This is a genomic window from Chryseobacterium proteolyticum (assembly GCF_046591535.1).
GTDB lineage: Bacteria > Bacteroidota > Bacteroidia > Flavobacteriales > Weeksellaceae > Chryseobacterium > Chryseobacterium proteolyticum.
In genome coordinates, this window is record NZ_JBJLWK010000002.1 from 311,809 (window position 1) to 330,310 (window position 18,502).

The 18,502-nt window shown below is 35.6% G+C and carries 21 protein-coding genes, 1 pseudogene and 1 riboswitch; of the genes and pseudogenes, 7 read left to right on the forward strand and 15 right to left on the reverse strand.

Translation table 11 applies throughout. The features are described from left to right. Positions 1 to 79 precede the first annotated feature (79 nt). From ACJ5H0_RS07310 to ACJ5H0_RS07360, 11 genes are all read right to left on the reverse strand, one after another. The gene (locus tag ACJ5H0_RS07310) at positions 80 to 1,843 is read right to left on the reverse strand and encodes an AMP-dependent synthetase/ligase (protein WP_411248466.1); all 1,764 of its coding nucleotides are present in this window, start codon (positions 1,841 to 1,843) and stop codon (positions 80 to 82) included. Beyond that, the gene (locus ACJ5H0_RS07315; RefSeq protein ID WP_411248467.1) at positions 1,844 to 2,857 is read right to left on the reverse strand and encodes an NAD-dependent epimerase/dehydratase family protein; all 1,014 of its coding nucleotides are present in this window, start codon (positions 2,855 to 2,857) and stop codon (positions 1,844 to 1,846) included. Between the two features lie 312 nt (positions 2,858 to 3,169). Next, entirely contained in the window at positions 3,170 to 3,313 is a 144-nt protein-coding gene (locus ACJ5H0_RS07320) for a hypothetical protein (RefSeq protein ID WP_411248469.1), read from the reverse strand. Further along, complete coding sequence (locus ACJ5H0_RS07325; RefSeq protein WP_411248471.1) at positions 3,294 to 4,178, reverse strand: MvdC/MvdD family ATP grasp protein; 885 nt, start codon at positions 4,176 to 4,178, stop codon at positions 3,294 to 3,296. Before ACJ5H0_RS07325 ends, ACJ5H0_RS07320 begins: the two co-directional genes overlap by 20 nt. Then, the gene (locus ACJ5H0_RS07330) at positions 4,171 to 4,743 is read right to left on the reverse strand and encodes an ATP-grasp domain-containing protein (protein ID WP_411248473.1); all 573 of its coding nucleotides are present in this window, start codon (positions 4,741 to 4,743) and stop codon (positions 4,171 to 4,173) included. Before ACJ5H0_RS07330 ends, ACJ5H0_RS07325 begins: the two co-directional genes overlap by 8 nt. Continuing rightward, a complete protein-coding gene (locus tag ACJ5H0_RS07335) occupies positions 4,727 to 5,128 on the reverse strand; it encodes an MvdC/MvdD family ATP grasp protein (RefSeq protein ID WP_411248474.1) in 402 nt (133 codons plus the stop codon). Before ACJ5H0_RS07335 ends, ACJ5H0_RS07330 begins: the two co-directional genes overlap by 17 nt. An 89-nt stretch (positions 5,129 to 5,217) precedes the next feature. Next, positions 5,218 to 5,421 (reverse strand): microviridin/marinostatin family tricyclic proteinase inhibitor, encoded by a 204-nt coding sequence (locus ACJ5H0_RS07340; RefSeq protein ID WP_273648630.1) that lies wholly within the window; start codon positions 5,419 to 5,421, stop codon positions 5,218 to 5,220. Positions 5,422 to 5,496: 75 nt separating this feature from the next. Then, positions 5,497 to 5,748 (reverse strand): microviridin/marinostatin family tricyclic proteinase inhibitor, encoded by a 252-nt coding sequence (locus ACJ5H0_RS07345; protein WP_306613767.1) that lies wholly within the window; start codon positions 5,746 to 5,748, stop codon positions 5,497 to 5,499. Between the two features lie 113 nt (positions 5,749 to 5,861). Continuing rightward, complete coding sequence (locus ACJ5H0_RS07350; RefSeq protein WP_411248477.1) at positions 5,862 to 6,641, reverse strand: alpha/beta fold hydrolase; 780 nt, start codon at positions 6,639 to 6,641, stop codon at positions 5,862 to 5,864. Positions 6,642 to 6,720: 79 nt separating this feature from the next. Continuing rightward, complete coding sequence (locus tag ACJ5H0_RS07355; protein WP_172279506.1) at positions 6,721 to 7,440, reverse strand: pyridoxine 5'-phosphate synthase; 720 nt, start codon at positions 7,438 to 7,440, stop codon at positions 6,721 to 6,723. 87 nt (positions 7,441 to 7,527) lie between these two features. Further along, on the reverse strand, positions 7,528 to 8,790 hold the full coding sequence (locus tag ACJ5H0_RS07360) for a mechanosensitive ion channel family protein (protein WP_172279507.1): 1,263 nt from the start codon (positions 8,788 to 8,790) through the stop codon (positions 7,528 to 7,530). A gap of 274 nt (positions 8,791 to 9,064) precedes the next feature. Between ACJ5H0_RS07360 and ACJ5H0_RS07365 the strand changes: the two genes are divergently transcribed. From ACJ5H0_RS07365 to ACJ5H0_RS07375, 3 genes are all read left to right on the forward strand, one after another. Next, positions 9,065 to 10,252 (forward strand): carboxypeptidase-like regulatory domain-containing protein, encoded by a 1,188-nt coding sequence (locus tag ACJ5H0_RS07365; RefSeq protein WP_411248479.1) that lies wholly within the window; start codon positions 9,065 to 9,067, stop codon positions 10,250 to 10,252. A gap of 73 nt (positions 10,253 to 10,325) precedes the next feature. After that, positions 10,326 to 10,817 (forward strand): DUF456 domain-containing protein, encoded by a 492-nt coding sequence (locus ACJ5H0_RS07370; protein ID WP_411248481.1) that lies wholly within the window; start codon positions 10,326 to 10,328, stop codon positions 10,815 to 10,817. Positions 10,818 to 10,829: 12 nt separating this feature from the next. Next, the gene (locus tag ACJ5H0_RS07375; protein ID WP_411248483.1) at positions 10,830 to 11,315 is read left to right on the forward strand and encodes a hypothetical protein; all 486 of its coding nucleotides are present in this window, start codon (positions 10,830 to 10,832) and stop codon (positions 11,313 to 11,315) included. On the opposite strand, the gene ACJ5H0_RS07380 is transcribed toward ACJ5H0_RS07375, so the two are convergent. Both ACJ5H0_RS07380 and ACJ5H0_RS07385 read right to left on the reverse strand, forming a co-directional pair. Continuing rightward, on the reverse strand, positions 11,302 to 11,943 hold the full coding sequence (locus ACJ5H0_RS07380) for a uracil-DNA glycosylase (protein WP_172279513.1): 642 nt from the start codon (positions 11,941 to 11,943) through the stop codon (positions 11,302 to 11,304). The two genes, ACJ5H0_RS07375 and ACJ5H0_RS07380, sit on opposite strands and share 14 nt — an antisense overlap. 78 nt (positions 11,944 to 12,021) lie before the next feature. After that, positions 12,022 to 12,525 carry a GNAT family N-acetyltransferase gene (locus tag ACJ5H0_RS07385; protein WP_411248485.1) on the reverse strand — a complete coding sequence of 168 codons (504 nt, stop codon included), beginning with the start codon at positions 12,523 to 12,525 and terminating at the stop codon, positions 12,022 to 12,024. A gap of 117 nt (positions 12,526 to 12,642) precedes the next feature. On the opposite strand from ACJ5H0_RS07385, the pseudogene ACJ5H0_RS07390 reads away from it, so the two are divergent. The 3 genes and pseudogenes from ACJ5H0_RS07390 to ACJ5H0_RS07400 all read left to right on the forward strand — a co-directional run bounded on the left by ACJ5H0_RS07390 (position 12,643) and on the right by ACJ5H0_RS07400 (position 16,553). Further along, positions 12,643 to 14,792: pseudogene (locus ACJ5H0_RS07390) on the forward strand (endonuclease MutS2). A gap of 230 nt (positions 14,793 to 15,022) precedes the next feature. Beyond that, positions 15,023 to 15,823, forward strand: a complete 801-nt coding sequence (locus ACJ5H0_RS07395; protein WP_411248487.1) for a hypothetical protein — start codon at positions 15,023 to 15,025, stop codon at positions 15,821 to 15,823. Between the two features lie 55 nt (positions 15,824 to 15,878). Further along, positions 15,879 to 16,056, forward strand: a riboswitch (cobalamin riboswitch). Positions 16,057 to 16,169: 113 nt separating this feature from the next. Then, on the forward strand, positions 16,170 to 16,553 hold the full coding sequence (locus ACJ5H0_RS07400) for an acyl-CoA thioesterase (RefSeq protein WP_089027276.1): 384 nt from the start codon (positions 16,170 to 16,172) through the stop codon (positions 16,551 to 16,553). A 37-nt stretch (positions 16,554 to 16,590) separates the two neighbouring features. Here ACJ5H0_RS07400 and ACJ5H0_RS07405 read toward each other — a convergent pair whose 3' ends face one another. Then, positions 16,591 to 17,181: an HD domain-containing protein gene (locus ACJ5H0_RS07405; protein WP_273648639.1), complete on the reverse strand. Its 591-nt coding sequence runs from the start codon at positions 17,179 to 17,181 to the stop codon at positions 16,591 to 16,593. 5 nt (positions 17,182 to 17,186) lie between these two features. After that, positions 17,187 to 17,873, reverse strand: coding sequence for an XAC2610-related protein (locus tag ACJ5H0_RS07410; protein ID WP_411248489.1), 687 nt, complete (start codon positions 17,871 to 17,873; stop codon positions 17,187 to 17,189). 294 nt (positions 17,874 to 18,167) lie between these two features. Here ACJ5H0_RS07410 and ACJ5H0_RS07415 point away from each other — a divergent pair, with 294 nt between their 5' ends. Further along, positions 18,168 to 18,497, forward strand: coding sequence for a PadR family transcriptional regulator (locus ACJ5H0_RS07415; RefSeq protein ID WP_089027279.1), 330 nt, complete (start codon positions 18,168 to 18,170; stop codon positions 18,495 to 18,497). Positions 18,498 to 18,502: the final 5 nt, after the last annotated feature.

Genomic DNA, 18,502 nt, shown 5'->3' on the forward strand with positions numbered 1-18,502 from the left:
GATGAAGCCTGATTTATTCCCTACGAAAAAGTTCTAAGATCAATTTGAGTATTAAAACTTCATAGGATCAAAATTTCATCTAGTACATTTTTTCAATAATATCCTCGTATTTCTTTAAAACCACATTCCTTTTAATTTTCAATGTCGGAGTAATTTCACCGGTATTGATATCGAATTCAGACGGCATTAAAGTAAACTTTTTCACTTTTTCAAAGTCCGCAAGCGGCTCCTGTAATTCTTTAATTTTATCTTTATAGAGACTGATAATTTCTTCTCTTTTTACAATGTCCTCCCAGCTGGTAAAAGGAATATTGTTTTTCTTGATATAATCTTCCAAAAATTCGAAGTTTGGAACAATTAAAGCGGAGACAAACTGTCTTCCCTCAGCAATTAATATAATCTGCTGGATATAATTGTTATTGGTCAGAAGATTTTCAATTTGCTGCGGGGCAATATATTTTCCGTTTGAGGTTTTCATCAGATCCTTGATTCTGTCGGTAATGATCAGATTTCCTTTATCGTCAATCTTTCCGGCATCTCCTGTTTTGAACCATCCATCTGATGTAAATACAGCTCTGGTTTCATCCGGTTTATTGTAATACCCTTTCATAATTCCGTTTCCTGTTGCCTGGATCTCATCATTTTCCCCAATGCGGATCTGAACACCTGGTAAAGGTCTTCCGCTTGTTGCGTGCTCAAAATGCGTTAAAGGAAACAGCGTCAGAGTAGCAGTCGTTTCAGTAAGCCCGTAACCAACCGTTACATGAATTCCTACAGACTCAAAAAAGCGTGTTACTTCCGGAGAAAGCGAGGCTCCTCCACAAGGTAAAAACCATAATCTGCCACCCATCTTCTCTTTGATTTTACTAAAGACAAGCATATTAGCAATAGATTCTTTTATTTTAAGTCCTAATGGTGCAGGCTGATCATTTCTCCTTAATTCGGCAGTCTGCTTACCGGTTTCCAAAGCCCAGTTAAAGATCTTTTTCTTTAGTGAAGAGCTTTCTGTCACCATATCATTCACTCCCGCATAGATCTTCTGAAAAAACCTTGGGACCGCACACATCATAGTCGGCTTTACTTCAATCAAGGCTTTTGCTATATTTTTCGGATCCTCCAGAAAATATACTCTGGCGCCACCATATAATGAGAGTAAGCTCCAGCTTCTTTCAAAAACATGACTCAACGGCAAAAAGGCTAATGATAATTCCTCTTCAAAGTTTTTAAACCTGAAAAACTCAAAATGGGCATCAAAAGCTTTTATAAAATTCCCGTGGGTAAGCATAACTCCTTTGGGCGTTCCCGTTGTTCCCGAAGTGTAGATCAGTGTGGCAACATCTTCATATTCTTTTTTACAGAACTCCGGCTTTGCAGCAGCTTTCGCAATAAAATCTTCCAGATAAGAGGCATCTTCTTTTTTAATCCACACCGACTTTTTAGAAACCACAATACCCTGAAGGCTACTACCCTCTTTGTTTAGAAGTTCAAAACATGCATCATATTGAGCCTGATTCCCTACTAAAACAATTTTAGACTGAGAATCATTGATGATGTATTCTGCCTGCTCAGCATTATTGGTAGAATAAATAGGAACTGTAACAGCTCCGATCGACAGGGAGGCAAGATCAAAGACCATCCATTCTGCAGAATTATCGGAATAAATAGCGACCCTGTCACCCTCCTGAATTCCCACCTCTTTGAGTGCATTTGCTGTTTTAAAGATCATCTCACTGAATTTCTTCCAGCTCAACTCTTTCCAAACCTCTTTCGTTTTAAAACCAATCGCTGACTTTAACGGGTGTTTTTCTATATTTTTACTGATAATAGCCTCTGCAAGATTCATTTATTTATTCCCCTTTTTGTCGTTAATATAATTATTGAGATGAAAATCAATACTTTCCTCAATAGGAATGAACTGATAATTCAGCTTTTGCTTAATTTTTTCGTTGGAAATGGTATTAAAGGATGTGATGGATTCAATATTAGATTTTGTAACCAGCTTTAATTGTGGAATCAGCCACCCAAAAAGGATATTGGCTATTCTTCCGGCATTAAGTTCTGCTTTAGACAATATTCTGGCATTTTTCAATCCCAGTTTTTTACGAATATAATTCCCTGTTTCGGCATATCGTTTATTCTCCGAGACCAGAATAAAGCGTTCTCCAAAAATATTATTTTCCATCAGCTCTACAGAAATCCGTGCAACATCCCGGACATCCACGTAAGACGATCCCCCGGAAAAGGTAAAATTATTTTTTTCAAAAGTCGAAAAAAGTTCACCACTGCTTTGGTTCCAGTTTCCACTTCCTATGATAATTGCAGGATTGATGATGATGGTTTTCAGGCCCTCGGCTGAAGCTCTCCATACTTCCATTTCAGATAAATGTTTTGAAATGGCATAGGCAGGATGGTCAATCTTCGGATTAAAATCAGATTCTTCGTCAAGTTCCCCTTTTTCATTATAACCGTCCAAGACAGCCACAGAACTCACATGAAGAAATTTAGTAACAGACGAACCTTCACAAGCAAATAAAAGATTTTCTGTACCCTTGATATTCGTATGGTACATTTCTTTCTCATCTTGTGGATGAAAGCTTACTTTTGCAGCACAATGATACACTTCTTCTACGCCTTTCAGGGCATCTTCTAAAGAGTTCATATCATCAAAATCTACATCTACCCATTCAATTTTATTAAAAAAATCATCAGAGTTTTCTGTATAAAACTGATATGAATGCTTTACTTCGTTTAAATTACTTGTTCTCCTTTTGGCAGCGCGTACTTTTTTTCCTTTTTTTAAAAGTTCCAAAATAATTACACGACCCAAAATTCCGGTTGCTCCCGTTACAAAAACCATCAATTATATTCCTACTTGGTTGTTGACTAAATTATAATAATATTTTTGATTCAGCAATTCTTCAATGTATTGAAAAATCATGTAAAATCCTATAATGCAAATTTGCGATTTTTAAAGGACAATTTTACTTTAGTTTGTTATTTAATTACACTCAAACATTATAAGGTTATTGAAAAATACTCTTTTTCAGGTTTTGGCTTAAGCCAATTGTTTGATTAAAATGATAAAAACGGGCTAAAGCCCGTTTTTATATATTGAATTAACATGTGATGACAAATTGATAAATAGTGATTACATTAGTAATCACATATTCTAAGCTAAGACCATATTATTTCTTCGTGGTGCTTTATCACATAAAAGATCAGCAATGCTCTTCGAAATAAGATTTTCTTCCGTAAGATTATCCAGCCAGAAAAATTCTCCGGCACCATTAATTTCAATAAAAAAAATATTCATCTTCAGGAGAAACAATGATGTCCATTGCTCCATAATCAACATTATATACATCCAGAAGCTCTAAAACTTTAGCTTCAATATCTTTGGGAAGATCTGTTCTTACCCATTTATCGATTAGGTTTACCCCATCCTTTCTCCAGTCTACTTTTGCATCTTCAAACTGTTGTGAATCAATTTCGAACGCATATACATCCTGCCCTACTGCGGTTACTCTTAGCTCTCTTTTCTTTTCAATTTTCTTTTGGAATTGCATAGGGCAATACAACAGCGAATCCAGATCATCCAGCTTGTCCTCTTTAATCACGTTGGTAAATACAACACTTTCCACCCCATCTTCATAAATAGCAAAACCCGATTGCATCTTTCCGATAACATTCTGATGTTTCAGGATAAAATTTCTGGCTTCTTCAGGATTATTGGTAATACAGGTTTCCGGAATTTTAAATCCTATCTTATCCGCAATTTTTAACTGCTCCTCTTTACTGTCTAATCTTCTGTAAACACTTGGCTTACCCAGAGCATATACATCTATGGATTCTAAAAATCCAAAAAGGGTTGTTCGTATTTCACCCATCGCAGCACCATAGAATTTGGCATCTAACTCTTCCTTTAGCCCATCGCCCATATTGTAAGCTCTTCTGTACCACACCGCAGCAATATCATCTAAACGATGTTTAGCATCCGGAGTTTCGAGAATACTGATCCATTTTCCATCTTGGAAAGTAGTCGACAGTTTATTTTGTAAAGGATATAAATCGACATCAAGGCGGATGACCTCAAAATTATTTTTAATAATATACTCCGTTACTTTTTGTATTGAAAAATTGTCCCCGGTATGGGTGATGATTAAAATTTTGTTATTCATTGGTTCTCATTCTTTTGATAAGGTTATCGGCAATTCTTTCCGCAATGGGAAAGTTAAGTTCTTTTTGTAACATTCCCCACTCTCCTTGTGGATTAACTTCAAGAAAATAGTAATTTTCATCTCTTCCTTTGATCATATCGATCGCTCCCATGTAGAGCCCCATTTCTTTCATCATTGAGGTAAGAGAAGACTTAATATCTTCCGGCAATTCGTAAGCTGACCATGTATAATTTCCTTGATTAACACGCCAATCGGCATGTTCACTATTATTAATTTTACCCGTAAAAAACTCACCATCAACATACATGATCCTTAGTTCATATTCTTTTTCTATATACGGCTGAAAAATCATAGGACAATACGCAATATCTGCCAGTGATTCTAAATTATCTTCTCTTATAATCGTTGTGGATAGCATATTTTCACCTCCCATAGATTTGGCAATAACTCCATGCAGCTTTGCCACAGCTTTCCCATTACAATATGTATGAAAGAAGGCTGTAATCTCTTCTTCATCGTTTGAGAAAAGTGTTTTCGGTATCGTTAATTTATTTTTTTTTAGCAATTTTCAGTTGATATAATTTGTTTCCATCCGTTTTCTTTTCAGCTTCAAAAGGATTGATCCAGGGAACATCTTCAAGAGCCGTGTAGAGATTATAACGAAGATTTCCATATTCATTGATGAAAATTTTCACATAGTCATCATCAAGCTCTTCAGGAATGCTGATACGCCATCCTTTTCTATGCCACACTGCCTTGATATCGCTGGAACGGAACGTATTTCCAAACTCGTCAGTCAATTCAAACAAATGGTCAGTAATACTAATTTTCTGAAGGTAATTCAGGTGGTCCGAATTTAGCCTGAAGTAGGGAATATTTTTAGAAGTAAGATATTCAAAGAAAATATCTATAGTATAAAAGTCATTGGAGTGCGTGATACAAAGAATCATTTTTTGCTTTTTATTAAAAAAGGAAACTTAGAGTGTAAGTTTCCTTTCTTATGATTTTAGTATGTTTTATTTTTCTTTAAAACAATTCACTATAATGGCACTGTTGGTGAATCATCATCTCCATCTGATGGATATTTCAATGTATGAGCCATATCCAAAGTTGGCTTAGTAACAACATCTCTTTCAGGAATTGTGATATCTGGTCCACCTCCTGTTACAGATTGAGGATCTTTCAGTTGTTTTTCAAGGAATGCTGCGAAAAATGGTTTTTTCTTTGAACTCTTGTTTTTCATAATGTTTTAATTTGGTTTAACTTAGTATTTTGTTGAAATTATTAAAAATGATCGATTGATACAAATGGATCTGATCTATAATTCTATATGATCTAAAGGTCCACCTTCATCACTATCAGAAGGATATTTCAAGGTTACATTATCATTTCTTACCGTAGTAACATTGTCAACCAAAACGGAAGTGATATTATCCTTGGAAGGAATCGTAATATTGTCTGAATTAGGTGAAGTAATAATTTCCCCACCTCCGGTTACTTTCTCAGGCTCTTGAATTTGCTTCTCCAAAAAAGAAGCAAAGAATGGTTTTTTTAGTTTTTTTGGTTTCATAAGTAAATATTTTTAACTTTTTTGATAAATCTAAAGTACAAAATTTCCCTTATGCAAAAAAATATATCACTCTTTTAAGAAAATTTTAACAATACAACAAACAGAGAATCAAATCAATCCAAACCCAAAAAATTCTTTACTACATGACTAAACTCTGTAGGGTTGTCAGCCTGTACCCAATGAGCTGCATTTTTAACAACGACAATTTTAGCCTTAGGAAACTGTTGTTTAATGGCAAATTCATCCTGTGGGAGAATATAATTGGATTTTTCCCCGGAAATAAATAAAGTTTCACCCTCAAACACTCCAAATTTTATTGCATTGGATACAAACTCATTATACTTTTCGGATAAGGTCTTAAGGTTAAACCTCCAATTTAGTTTTTTGTTATCATCCCAATATAAGTTCTTTGTTAAAAACTGAATGGTAGATTTCTCAGGAATATACTGACTAAGAACTGCTTCCACCTCATTTCTTGAACCTACATTATTGAAATCCACCGTTTCCAATGCTTTAATAATTCCCTGATGGTGTGGAGGATATGCTTTTGGAGAAATGTCAACCACAATAAGTTTTTCTACCTTTTCCGGATACCTTATCGCAAATTGCATTACTGCTTTTCCACCTAAAGAATGTCCCAGAACATGAGCTTTCTCTATTCCGTAATGATCCATATAATGCGCAATATCATCAGCCAGATCATCATGTGACATACTCTCCGAATGAAAACTTCTTCCATGATTTCTGAGGTCCAGTAAATAAACAGGAAGATACTCCCCTAAATCTTTTCCAAAGCTTCCCCAGTTGTCAAGCATTCCGAACAATCCGTGAAAGACCAATAAAGGAGTAGACGATTTATCCTCGCCAAATATTTTTGAATGTAAAATTTCCATAATTTTTATATCAGATATTAGGTGGTAATTGCAATGTGAAATGATGAATATTCTATTAATTCCCAAAACACAGGAAATCTTACCACTTAGCCAATCTCTTCAAATAAGCCTGAATCGTATTTTCCATACCCATATACAAAGCTTCCGAAACTAATGCATGTCCTATGGAAACTTCCAGCAAATTTGGTATCGTATCCGCAAAGTATTTTAAATTATCAAGACTAAGATCATGCCCCGCGTTAACTCCCAGGCCGAATTCGCCGGCAGCTAAAGCCGTTTCAAGATATGGCTTTATTGCCTGTTCTTTATTCGCAACATAATCCTTTGCATAAGCTTCTGTATACAATTCTATCCTGTCAGTTCCGGTTTTTGCAGCGTATTCTACTAATCCAGGATTAGGATCAAGAAAGATTGAAGTACGGATTCCTGCATTTTTAAATTCGGCAATAACATCAGTAAGAAAATCTAAGTGTTTTTTTGTATCCCAGCCGGCATTAGAAGTAATGGCATCATCTGCGTCAGGAACCAATGTTACCTGCTCGGGTTTCACTTCAAGGACCATATCGATGAAAGCACGGTGTGGATTCCCTTCAATATTGAACTCCGTAGTTACCAAAGGTTTCAGATCATAAACATCTTTTCTGGTAATGTGTCTTTCATCAGGTCGAGGATGGATGGTAATTCCCTGTCCTCCGAATTCCTGAATTTTAATTGCAGCTTCTGTTACACTTGGCAATTCGCCTCCTCTTGCATTTCTTAAAGTTGCAATTTTATTAATGTTTACACTTAGTTTTGTCATTTTTATAAGTAGATATTAGAGCTTAGATCCTATATATCAGATAAAATCCATTGAATATCCAACATGTAAGGTCTAATCTCTTATTTATTAAACTTTCACTGCAACCTGCATTACCTGCAGGTCAAATTCTTTTGAAGCAACCAACAGATGGTCAAAAATATCTGCCTGGATTTGCTCAAAACGCTCCCATTTGGAGTCGTTGGCAAAGCAGTATATTTCCAAAGGCAGCCCATGCGGAGTAATATCCAGCTGACGAACCATCACCACTCCTTTTTGATCAATATCCGGGTCATTTTCTATATATTTTTGGGCGTAATACCTGAAGACTCCGATATTGGTCAATTGTCGTCCGTTCACAATTTTATCATTATGAGCCAATGATTCTTTTTCCTTTCTGATTTCTATACTTTTTCCTTCCAGGTATTCGGAGATGAGATTGATATCCTTTAGACGATTGATTTCTTCATCATTTAAAAACTTAAAAGAATTGATATTAAAATAAATTGATTTTTTTATCCTTCGGGTATTCGATTCGGACATGATCTGAAGATTTTTGATCTCGGTAGTCAGCAGATCGTAAGTAGGAATCGTAGAAACCGTTTTATCAAAATTGGTGATTTTGGTCGTTAGAAGACTGATATCTGCTATATTACCTTCGATATTGTATTTGGGAATACCAATCCAGTCTCCAACTTTCATGTTTTTAGAAGTGGCAACATGAAGCCCTGTTACAAATCCTAAAATAGTATCTCTGAAAACAAGTACAAGTACAGCAGTGATAGCCCCCAAACTTCCCAGAATTGTTCCTCCTTTGATTCCGAAAATCACACAAATACCAACTACAGTAAGAATAAAAATTCCAAATATCTTGACCGATTCTGAAATAGCATTTAAAGCCATTATCTTATAAAAATCCTGTTTGATAACAAAATAATTCCTCAATGCTGTTAATGCCCTGAATAACATCCCGGCAATAACAAAAATGATCGCTACACTAACAATTAACCCCAATAATTCAAAACTTTTCGGATGTCTCCAAAAGACTGATTTAAGAGCATATTCAGCAAAATTCAATGCACCTAGATGAACTATTGAGTTTGTAATTCTTGACTGATAGATTGATTTTAGAACAGGATATTTTTCTTTATCAAAAAAGAATTTGAATATCGTATTGACAAGAATTTTAAAAATAAAATCTATTACATAGACAAATCCTGCCAAAAATAAAAATTTAAGGATAATCTGACAGGTAAGTACCAAGTCATTGGGCACATTAGCGCTTACAAAATAATGGATCTGATCACTTATATCCTGTAAAAAGTCTTTGGTGTCTTGTAACTCGTCTTTCATTATCGCAAATTTATGAAATTTAAGGATCATTTTAATTAAAACCTATCCATCAATTTTTATCCCAAAATGGATTTTATTTTCATTTTTAATAAAATTTTAAAATCATTATTTTAAAAAATTATTAATTTACTTAAAACATCAATAAATAGGTAAAAAATTAATTAAAAAACATTATTTAAAATAAATAATACTCAAAATTTATCATATTATATTATTTTATATTTAATTATTTATTAAATTTGGTTCAAACTAACCCCATAAAAATCAATCAGATATGAGAAAAAACTACTTATTTATTTTATTGTGTGTATTCACACTGTTTATCAACTGCTCCGGAGGAGATGATTCTGCAACACCTTCCGAAAACGTTGGACCACCTGCTATAAAGACAGGAAAACTTATCGGTAAAGTGATGTCACAAAATGGCACTAAGCCTATTGGAGGTGCTTCAGTTTTTACATTTGACGATCAGTATAAAATTTATTATACCACTTCAGATGCCAACGGTAACTTTACATTGGATGCTCCGGCTGGAAATCGGACTATCCATATTCAGACGGGTAATGGTAGTAATTTCCGTACGGAAATTTCCGCAACTGTAAAAGATCATGAAACCTTAAATCTCGATGTCAGCCAAACCAAGCTCAATCAGGTTGCAAAAATAGCTTATGTAAAGGGAGCGTATGATAAAATTGAGGATATCATTCAGACTTTAGGCTATAATGCCACCGAAATTACTAATGCCGATCTTGCCAACTTAACTGCTATTGCACAATATGACATTATATTTCTCAACTGTGGTTCAAGAAATAATTACTCTTCAAATCCTGGACTCTATACTGTAATTGATGCTAATCTAGCCATTTTTGTTGCTAATGGCGGGAGTATCTATGCTTCGGATTGGGATGTTTCCTATCTGGTAGGCGGAACAAGCAATACGAGTAACTGTTCAATGACCGGAGGGTTTGTTCCTGATACCAAGTTATGTTCTAAAAACATCGGAAGCACAGGTACCCTGGATGCTACGGTAAACAATGCCGGACTTACAACGGCTTTAGGATTTAATACACTTAACATCAACTATGATTTAGGGGCATGGCAAAAAATAATTAATTACGACCCGGCTTATTGGGAAGTGTTGGTTAAAGAAACCTCATCAAATGATGCCCTGATGATCAGAACCAATCATTTCTCCGCAACAGGTATTCCTACCACTCCAATAGGAAACGCTCCCAATTCAACATTTGTAACGGTTTGTATTACTTTACCAGGCAACATTCAGATCAGTATTTCAGTTCCTCAGGTACTGGTTCCTTATTTGGTAGCGTTAGGGGCCACAGTGGGGCCTTGCTCGGGATCTTCAACCAGCGGGTATATTTATTATACCACTTTCCATAATCATGCTTCAGGAAACATCGGCAACGCAGGTGTGATTCTGCAATATGTAATCTTAAACTTATAGAAAATTCTCAACTTATATGAAAAGGTGGCTTTTTTAAGGCCACTTTTTTTATATTGCATTATATTTTTAAAGAATGGATACTACATTAATTAATATTCTTTGTCTTATTTTACTTGTCCTGGGTATACTGGGCACCTTTCTCCCGGTGCTGCCTGGACTGTTACTCAGCCTTTGCGGATTGTTGATTTACAAATTCGGTACAGATGCGGATCTCCCGATGTTGTATATCTGGGTTTTCGGGATTCTTACCGCAGCTTCTGCTGTTCTAAATTATGTGATCCCGGCCAAAACCAACAAAAAATATGGCGGCACAAAATGGGGAAGCATCGGTTCAGTAGTCGGAACTATTGCAGGTATGTTTATTCCCATCCCTTTAGGATTTCTGATCGGTATGTTTGCAGGAGTATTTATTGGAGAACTTCTTCACGACAGTAAGGACATGGATAAGGCCCTGAAATCCACAAAAGGAGCCTTTATCGGATTCATATACGGTACGGGATTCAGTTTTGTGGTAGGTGTGGCAATGTTTTTGGTAGTAATATTGAATATGCTTGATTATATTTAAAAAAGAAATACCATGATATACAAAACCATTGTACTCAGTTTAGGAATGCTTGTGCTTACCAATTGTAATGCACAAAAGGGGTCTAAGCCATCCGCAGCAACCAACACAAAAGAAAAAACAATGAATAAGGAAGGAGACATTATTTACTTCAATGAGGGAGAAAACAGATTCCTCAAAGAATATCAGATGAATGTTACTTTTACCAATATTTCCGAAGACAGCCGTTGTCCGGAAGGCGTTAATTGCATTTGGGCAGGTGTCGCGGTGGCCAATGTACTGGTTATGGGGACTACAACGAGACCTGTAACGTTAACATTAGCCACAATGGATAATCCGGGAAGAAACTATGTACAATCTGCAGAATTTAATGGATATACCATCTCATTAAAAGATGTTACCCCCTATCCGACTGCACAAGAAGGAACAAAAGGACTTCCGGGAAAATACAAAATTGGAATTACCATCAAAAAAACACGCGAAAAAACTACCACGAAATAGGTTTCTTCCCTTTTGAGATAAGATATTCATTAATTTTTGAAAAAGGCTTGCTTCCAAAAAAACCCCTGTATACGGAAAAAGGTGAAGGATGCGCCGATTTCAAAATAAAGTGCTTGGCCGGATCAATAAGTTCGGCTTTTTTTTGTGCAAAAGCTCCCCAAAGCACAAAGACTACATTTTCTTTTTTATCTGAAATCTCCTTAATGATAAAGTCTGTAAATTTTTCCCATCCCAAATCTTTATGGGAATTGGGAGAATGAGCACGTACTGTTAATGTTGCATTTAGCAACAGTACTCCCTGTTTTCCCCAATCATCCAGCTCTTTAGAAGTCCTTACTACTCCAAGGTCATCTTTCAATTCAATAAAAATGTTCTTTAGAGAAGGCGGAGCCGCCACCTGCTCTGAAACAGAAAAGCACAATCCGTTAGCCTGGTAATCATTATGATAAGGGTCCTGGCCGATAATCACCACTTCAATATCATCAAAAGGTGTAATTTCCAGTGCCCTGAAAATTTGATTTTTAGGGGGAAATACTTTGGTGGTTGCATATTCTTGTTTTACCTTCTCCCAAAGGTTTTTAAAATATTCAGTACTTTTTATAGGTGCTAAAACTTCTGTCCAGGTCATTGTTTCAATTCAATAATTTGAAAATGGGTTAATTTATTGATTAGATGCCTATTGGCTAATTACTCCGCTACAGGTCAATTATTTCTTTAAGCTAAAAATAATTCCCTCAGGAAAATCTTCATCTTTTTTATCCTGTTCTAAAACAAAATTATATTTTAAAAGCAGGTTTTTTGAACTATTATTATCTTGATGGGTAGTAGCTATAATCTCCTGCAAATTTAATTCATTAAAACCAAAATGTAAAACAGCATCCAATGCTTCAGACATAATTCCCTGTCTGTGATAGTCCGGCAAGAGCTCATAGCCTACTTCTGCTATCTTTCTGTCTTCAGAAAAATTCCACAAACATATCGTTCCGATAAGGTTGGGTTGATCTTTGTAAGAAATACCCAGATATACAGTTTCGTTATTTTGGGTATTTCTTTTTATCGTTAAAATAAAATCCAGTGCATCATAATTCGTTTTTGGTGAATTACGCAAGATGTATCTGTTGATTTCTTCATTGCTACGGATCCTAAGAATGTCTTCAACATCGGTTTCTTCAATATTTCTTAAAATCAAACGATTGGTTTCTATTCTCATATTTCAAATGTACTAAAACATTCATTTAAAAAAGATCAGGACCATAAAATTTTCAAAATATCTCATTTTCAAATTATCATCTTCATCAAATTCACAATTTCTCACTAAATTTGCATTGTGTATATAAATAAAGAAGATTTAGACGAATTAGAATTTCCGCAATTGCTCGCGGAAATTTCTCCTTTTGCGTATTCTCCGAAAACGAGAGAAAAAATTCTTCAACTTCGTCCTATGGAAATCGACGAAGCAGAGCTTTCTTTGAAAAAAAACTTCGGAATATCTTTCAAGTTTTGAAAGTTCAAATGCTATCCCATTCGATGAATATGAAGATATTGAAGCGGAACTGAAATTAATGCTGATTGAGAACTATCGACTGGAAAACAGCGCATTCATCAAGATAAAAACACTCACGGAACAAATCGGAAAGCTACAAAAGTTCTTTCCCACCATGCCGGATACTTTTCCCAATCTTCTGGAAAATGTTTCAGTTCTTGAATTTAAAAAAGAGATTATTGATAAGGTTGATAAAGTCTTCAACCGTTTTGGAGAGGTAAAAAGCGAAGCTTCACCCGTTCTAAAAACATTACGGACAGAGATTCAGCATGCCAAAAAAGCAATTCAGGAAAATTTCAACCGGGCCTTGTTCAATTATGGGCAAAGTGATTTTCTGGATGACATCCGTGAAAGTATTATAGAGGACCAAAGAGTCTTAGCAGTAAAATCTGCGTATAAAAAAAAGGGTTTCCGGAAGAGTCTTGGGACTTTCAAAAACCGGATCCATTACCTATATACAGCCGGACAGCGTAGTCAGCCACTATTTTAAATTGAAGGAAGCGGAAGAGGAGGAAAAGAAAGAAATTGATAAGATCCTGAGGAAACTTACAGCTGAATTAGCCGAATTTCAACCTCAGCTCTGGAGGTATCAAAAATACATTTTTGATCTTGATTTAACGAGGGCAAAAGCCAAATTTGCAGAATTAATCCATGGAGTACTGCCTAAAATCAACCGCCATAAAACCCTGAGATTAAGAGAAGCTTTTCATCCATTGTTATGGCTAAGGAATAAAGCAGAGAACAAAACGATCCACCCACAAACATTGAGTCTGACGGAACATAACAGGATCATCTGTATCTCCGGTCCCAATGCAGGGGGAAAATCAATAACCTTAAAAACGGTAGGATTACTACAGCTGATGATCCAAAGTGGAATCCTTGTTCCCACTCACCCGAAATCCGAAATGTTTTTCTTTGACAAAATCATGACGGATATTGGAGACAATCAGTCTATAGAAAACCATCTTTCGACATATTCTTCGAGATTAAAGAAAATGTCCGGAATCATCAGGGAATCAGACGCCAATACGCTCCTGTTAATTGATGAGTTTGGAACAGGTTCCGATCCGGAACTGGGAGGTGCCCTGGCAGAAAGTTTCCTTGAATTTTTCTACGACAAAAAAAGTTTCGCGATTATCACCACACACTATACCAATATCAAACTGGTGATAGAACAACTCCCTAATGCTGAAAATGCGGCGATGCTATTCAATGAAGAAACTCTGGAACCGATGTACAAACTGGAGGTAGGCCAGGCAGGAAGTTCCTTTACTTTTGAAGTTGCCGAAAAGAATAAAATTCCCAGATTCATTATCCATTCTGCAAAGAAAAAGGTAGAACACGATATTGTAAACCTTGATAAAACCATTGTTAAGCTACAGCAGGAAAAGTTTGAAGTTGAAAAGCTTAAAACAGATCTGGCTGAAAGAAAGGAATCGGTAGAAGATAAACGGGATAACCTTCAAAAGCTGAATGAACAACTTCAGCAAAAATTATTCAATTTTCAAAAGCTGTATGAAGAAGAACATCGGAAGCTTCAGTTCGGGAACAAAATCGAATCTTTTATCGAAAGCTACGTTAAGGGAAAATCCAGGAAGGATGTGGTAAAAGATTTCGTGAAGATTTTAGAACAGGAAAAATTCAGAAAAATAGGTGCTGATAAAGATGAAACCAAACGTCTTCAGATTGTAAAAAGAAAGATCACCCAGCAGCTGAAAAAAGAAGAAGTTATTGAAAAAATCGCAGAAACCAACGAAAAAATAGAAGAAAAACGCAAAACCGATCGTGAGATCTGGATGAAAGTGGGACAACGGGTGCGTATTACAGGAAGTACCAGTGTCGGCACGATTGAAAAAATTTCAAGAAATAAAGTGATTGTCAATTATGGAACCTTTAAAACGACCATTGATGCCGATGAACTTGAAAGAATTTAAAAATTAATTTAATAATAAAGGAGAGTGCTTTTAGCACTCTCTTATTCTTTACTCTTTACTCTTCCTTCTTCCCAAAAAATTTCGCCTTACCAAATTTCTATCCCCCTCCAACCTAATAGAATAAATTTCTTTTGTAAAAACTTCCTTTAGCAAATAAAGAAGATTTAAGAAGCTATAATTATGTTCCGAAATGCTTTTAATTTATATATTTGAAGTATCAAAAATTTTTCATGATGATTTCCGTAAACAAAGCATTCTATTTATCTGCCTTCAGTTTATTTTCATTAGCCTTCCTAAAAGGGCAGCAAAAAATTCCTTTTGGAGTTGTAAAAGCAGAAGAAGGCTATGCCAATGTACGGGTGGCAAAGGATAATTACAGAAAAATTGTAGACAAAATCAGAATGCGTAAAGGGGATGTTTTTCTTTATGTAAAACCGGCTCCCGGAGAAACAGAATGGCTATGGATCAAATATCCCGATAAGCAGGATACTGAAAAGCCTTTTGTGAGATATGAAAATCTTGATAAGGAAGGTATGGTGAATAAAGACCGTGTAGCCTTTATTGATCAGTTGCCTCAATATACACCTTCCAAATCCAAAAACGGAAGATCACTCATTTTCACAGATAATAATAATCCCAAAATACCTACCGCTCAAAGGAGTAAAGTAATCATCGATATTTATCCTTCTAATGCCAGCTACCGTAAACAGGAAAAAGATACGGATGGAACGATATTAACCATTGATAAAGTTAAACCCTGGGGAATAAGCAAAGAACTTCCGGAAGGGATGACCGAAATCAAATCGATCCGGGTACAGCAGGTGGGGCGTGGCTCTGTCTTTGTGAGAGAAGCCATCAAAAATATGTTCCAGCCTACTATGGATTTCAATAACATCAGTGTAGCTGCTATTGATAATGATAATATTTTCCTTTATATGGTGAACGGATCGGGTGAAAACAGGTATACCACACTCTGGACAATCAGACAGGGCCGGGTGGCTCATCAGATTATTTTTAAAAATCCGGAATAATTCACCTTACTTCTCTGTATTATCCTTATTTTTGCACTTGAAAAAGTCTTACCACTTATTCATCACAGGAATGGGTTCTGCCTAACGCAGATTAAAAGGGAATCGTGTGAAAATCACGAGCTGTCGCGCAACTGTAAGTAACAAAAGTCTTTATGTAGGATCCACTGTGCCATGCATGGGAAGGGATTAAAGATGTTACAAGTCAGGAGACCTGCCTTTTCTTTGAACAAGAAACTTTCGCGGCCTGAAGTTTATTGATCTGATGGATGTTTTCAGGAATATACTAATTCCTGGATTATTCTGTTTATTTCAATAATTTCATCCCGCTTTAATTTAATAATGAAATATGACTACAGAAGAAAGAATTCAAGCATCTGAAACCAGAATCTTTAAAGCGGTTTTCCCCAACACAACCAATCATTACGATACCCTTTTTGGTGGTACAGCGATGCAATTGATGGATGAAGTGGCATTTATTACCGCTACCCGCTTTGCAAGAAAACGAGTGGTAACTGTAAGCAGCGACAAAATTGATTTTAAAAAGCCTATTCCTGCAGGAACTATTGTAGAATTAATAGGAACAGTTTCCCATGTCGGGACTACCAGTATGAAGGTAAACGTAGAAATTTATACAGAACAGATGTATTCGTATGAAAGAGAAAGAGCTATTGTAGGAGATTTCACTTTCGTAGCTATAGACGAATTTAAAAAGCCTGTACAGATACTATAATCAGAAAAAAACGCAAGCCGAAGGCTTGCGTTTTTATTTATCTTAAAACTTTTTCTGTTTCTAAACTTTTACTTAGTAAAAACTGGAATGCTTCTCCCATTTCATCAGAAGCCCGGCTGATCGCATTTTCCAGCATATTCCTGATCTGGCTTTCTGTTACCTTAGCTTCTGTCCAGCTTTTTCCTGAAGTATGCGAATTCAGAATAAACGGCATGATCCTGTCTATTGCACAGGCAAAAATAGCATCAGGGGTCTGTTCTTCTTCAAATTCCAGCCACAAATTAAAGAATTCCGAACGCAAAGGTTCATCAAGAATCCCGAAAATTTTCTGGGCAGACAATTTTTCTCTTTCAAATTTGCCCACCATGGCTTTTTCATCAAATAAAAATGTATCTCCAGCTTCTATTTCTACCAGATCGTGGATAGAAAGCATCCGTATCACCCTTAACAGATCGATATCAGCCCTGTTTTTAGCATAGGGGAAAAGTACCTGTGCTAAAATAATGATCTGCCATGAGTGTTCAGCAGTATTTTCTCTTCTTGAATCATCCGCATTATAATTCCTTCTCTGTACATTTTTTAATGCATCTACAGCAAGAATAAAATCAATTTCCTTTTGTATTTTCATGTTTCCTATTCTTTATAATATTCTTTGATTGGATATCTCTTTGTTTTTATGATCCATTTATTTTTAATCTTTTCACGTCGGGTTACTTTTACAGATTCACCATTCATGGCATCTTCTTCCAGTTCAAAGACCTTATCAAGCCCTTTTCCGGGCAGCACCCTGTATTCTGTGGTTAAATGCCAGCAACAACCGGATTTAGAAAATGTTATGAGTCTTTTCCTTTTTGGATCTGTCTGAAACATTCCCAGATTTTCGCGGGCAAGATCAGTTAATTCCTCACTGATCACGAATTGCTTTCTTGTCGTATTATAGACATATACGTCATAGGAAGGACCACCATAACTGCTTTCATTACCATTTCGGATAGCAATGTCTTCAAAACCGTCAAAATTAAAATCTTTAAATATCAGCGGGCTCTGTTCATCATAAAGCTGAATAACATTAACACTAGGTTGTTGATCCTTACCAAGGTAAAAATAAAGATCATCAGACGTGAACTCCTGCAAAGTCCGGGAGGTCCTTTTATCTTTCAGTACAATTGTACCATTTCCACTACATTTATCAGCATCACAATCCTGAACAGTGATCTCCGCATTATACAATAAGGATCCATCTTTAATTTCAAAATGCTGCTGACCGGAGCAAAAAGATCCTAAAACAATAAAGATGATCAAGATTACAGAACTATTCAAAATTATTTTTTTTTGCTCAGTATACAGATGACTGAAATTTCCATAACAAAAATAAGAATAGCGTTCAGAATGACCATCATTTATCTTCTATTTTAATTGATTTTGATTTTCTTAAAAAAATAGATAAAATTTATTTAATTGAAAATCAGTTAATTAAATAAAAATAAATAAAAATTTCACTACTTTGTATTGCATAATACCATTTTAATTACATATCTTTGTAATGTAAAATAAGAATAGGTTCAACTAGCTAGGAACCGGATTCTAAATATAACTAATTAAAACCTTATTAAGATGAATACTGAAAATACCAAAGCGCAAATGCGAAAAGGGATTCTGGAATTCTGTATTTTAAGTCTTATCAATCATCGTGAAATGTATGTTTCCGACCTTATAGATGAACTAAAAAAAGGAAAACTGGATGTAGTAGAAGGCACACTCTACCCTCTTTTAACAAGATTAAAAAATGGTGAGTTTCTCTCTTACAGATGGGAAGAATCAACAGGAGGCCCACCGAGAAAATACTACCAGATTACAGAAAAAGGAAAGTTGTTTTTAGGTGAACTTCTCAATACCTGGAACGAATTAACAGATTCAGTAAACCAAATCACTCAAAAAAATTAAAAAAC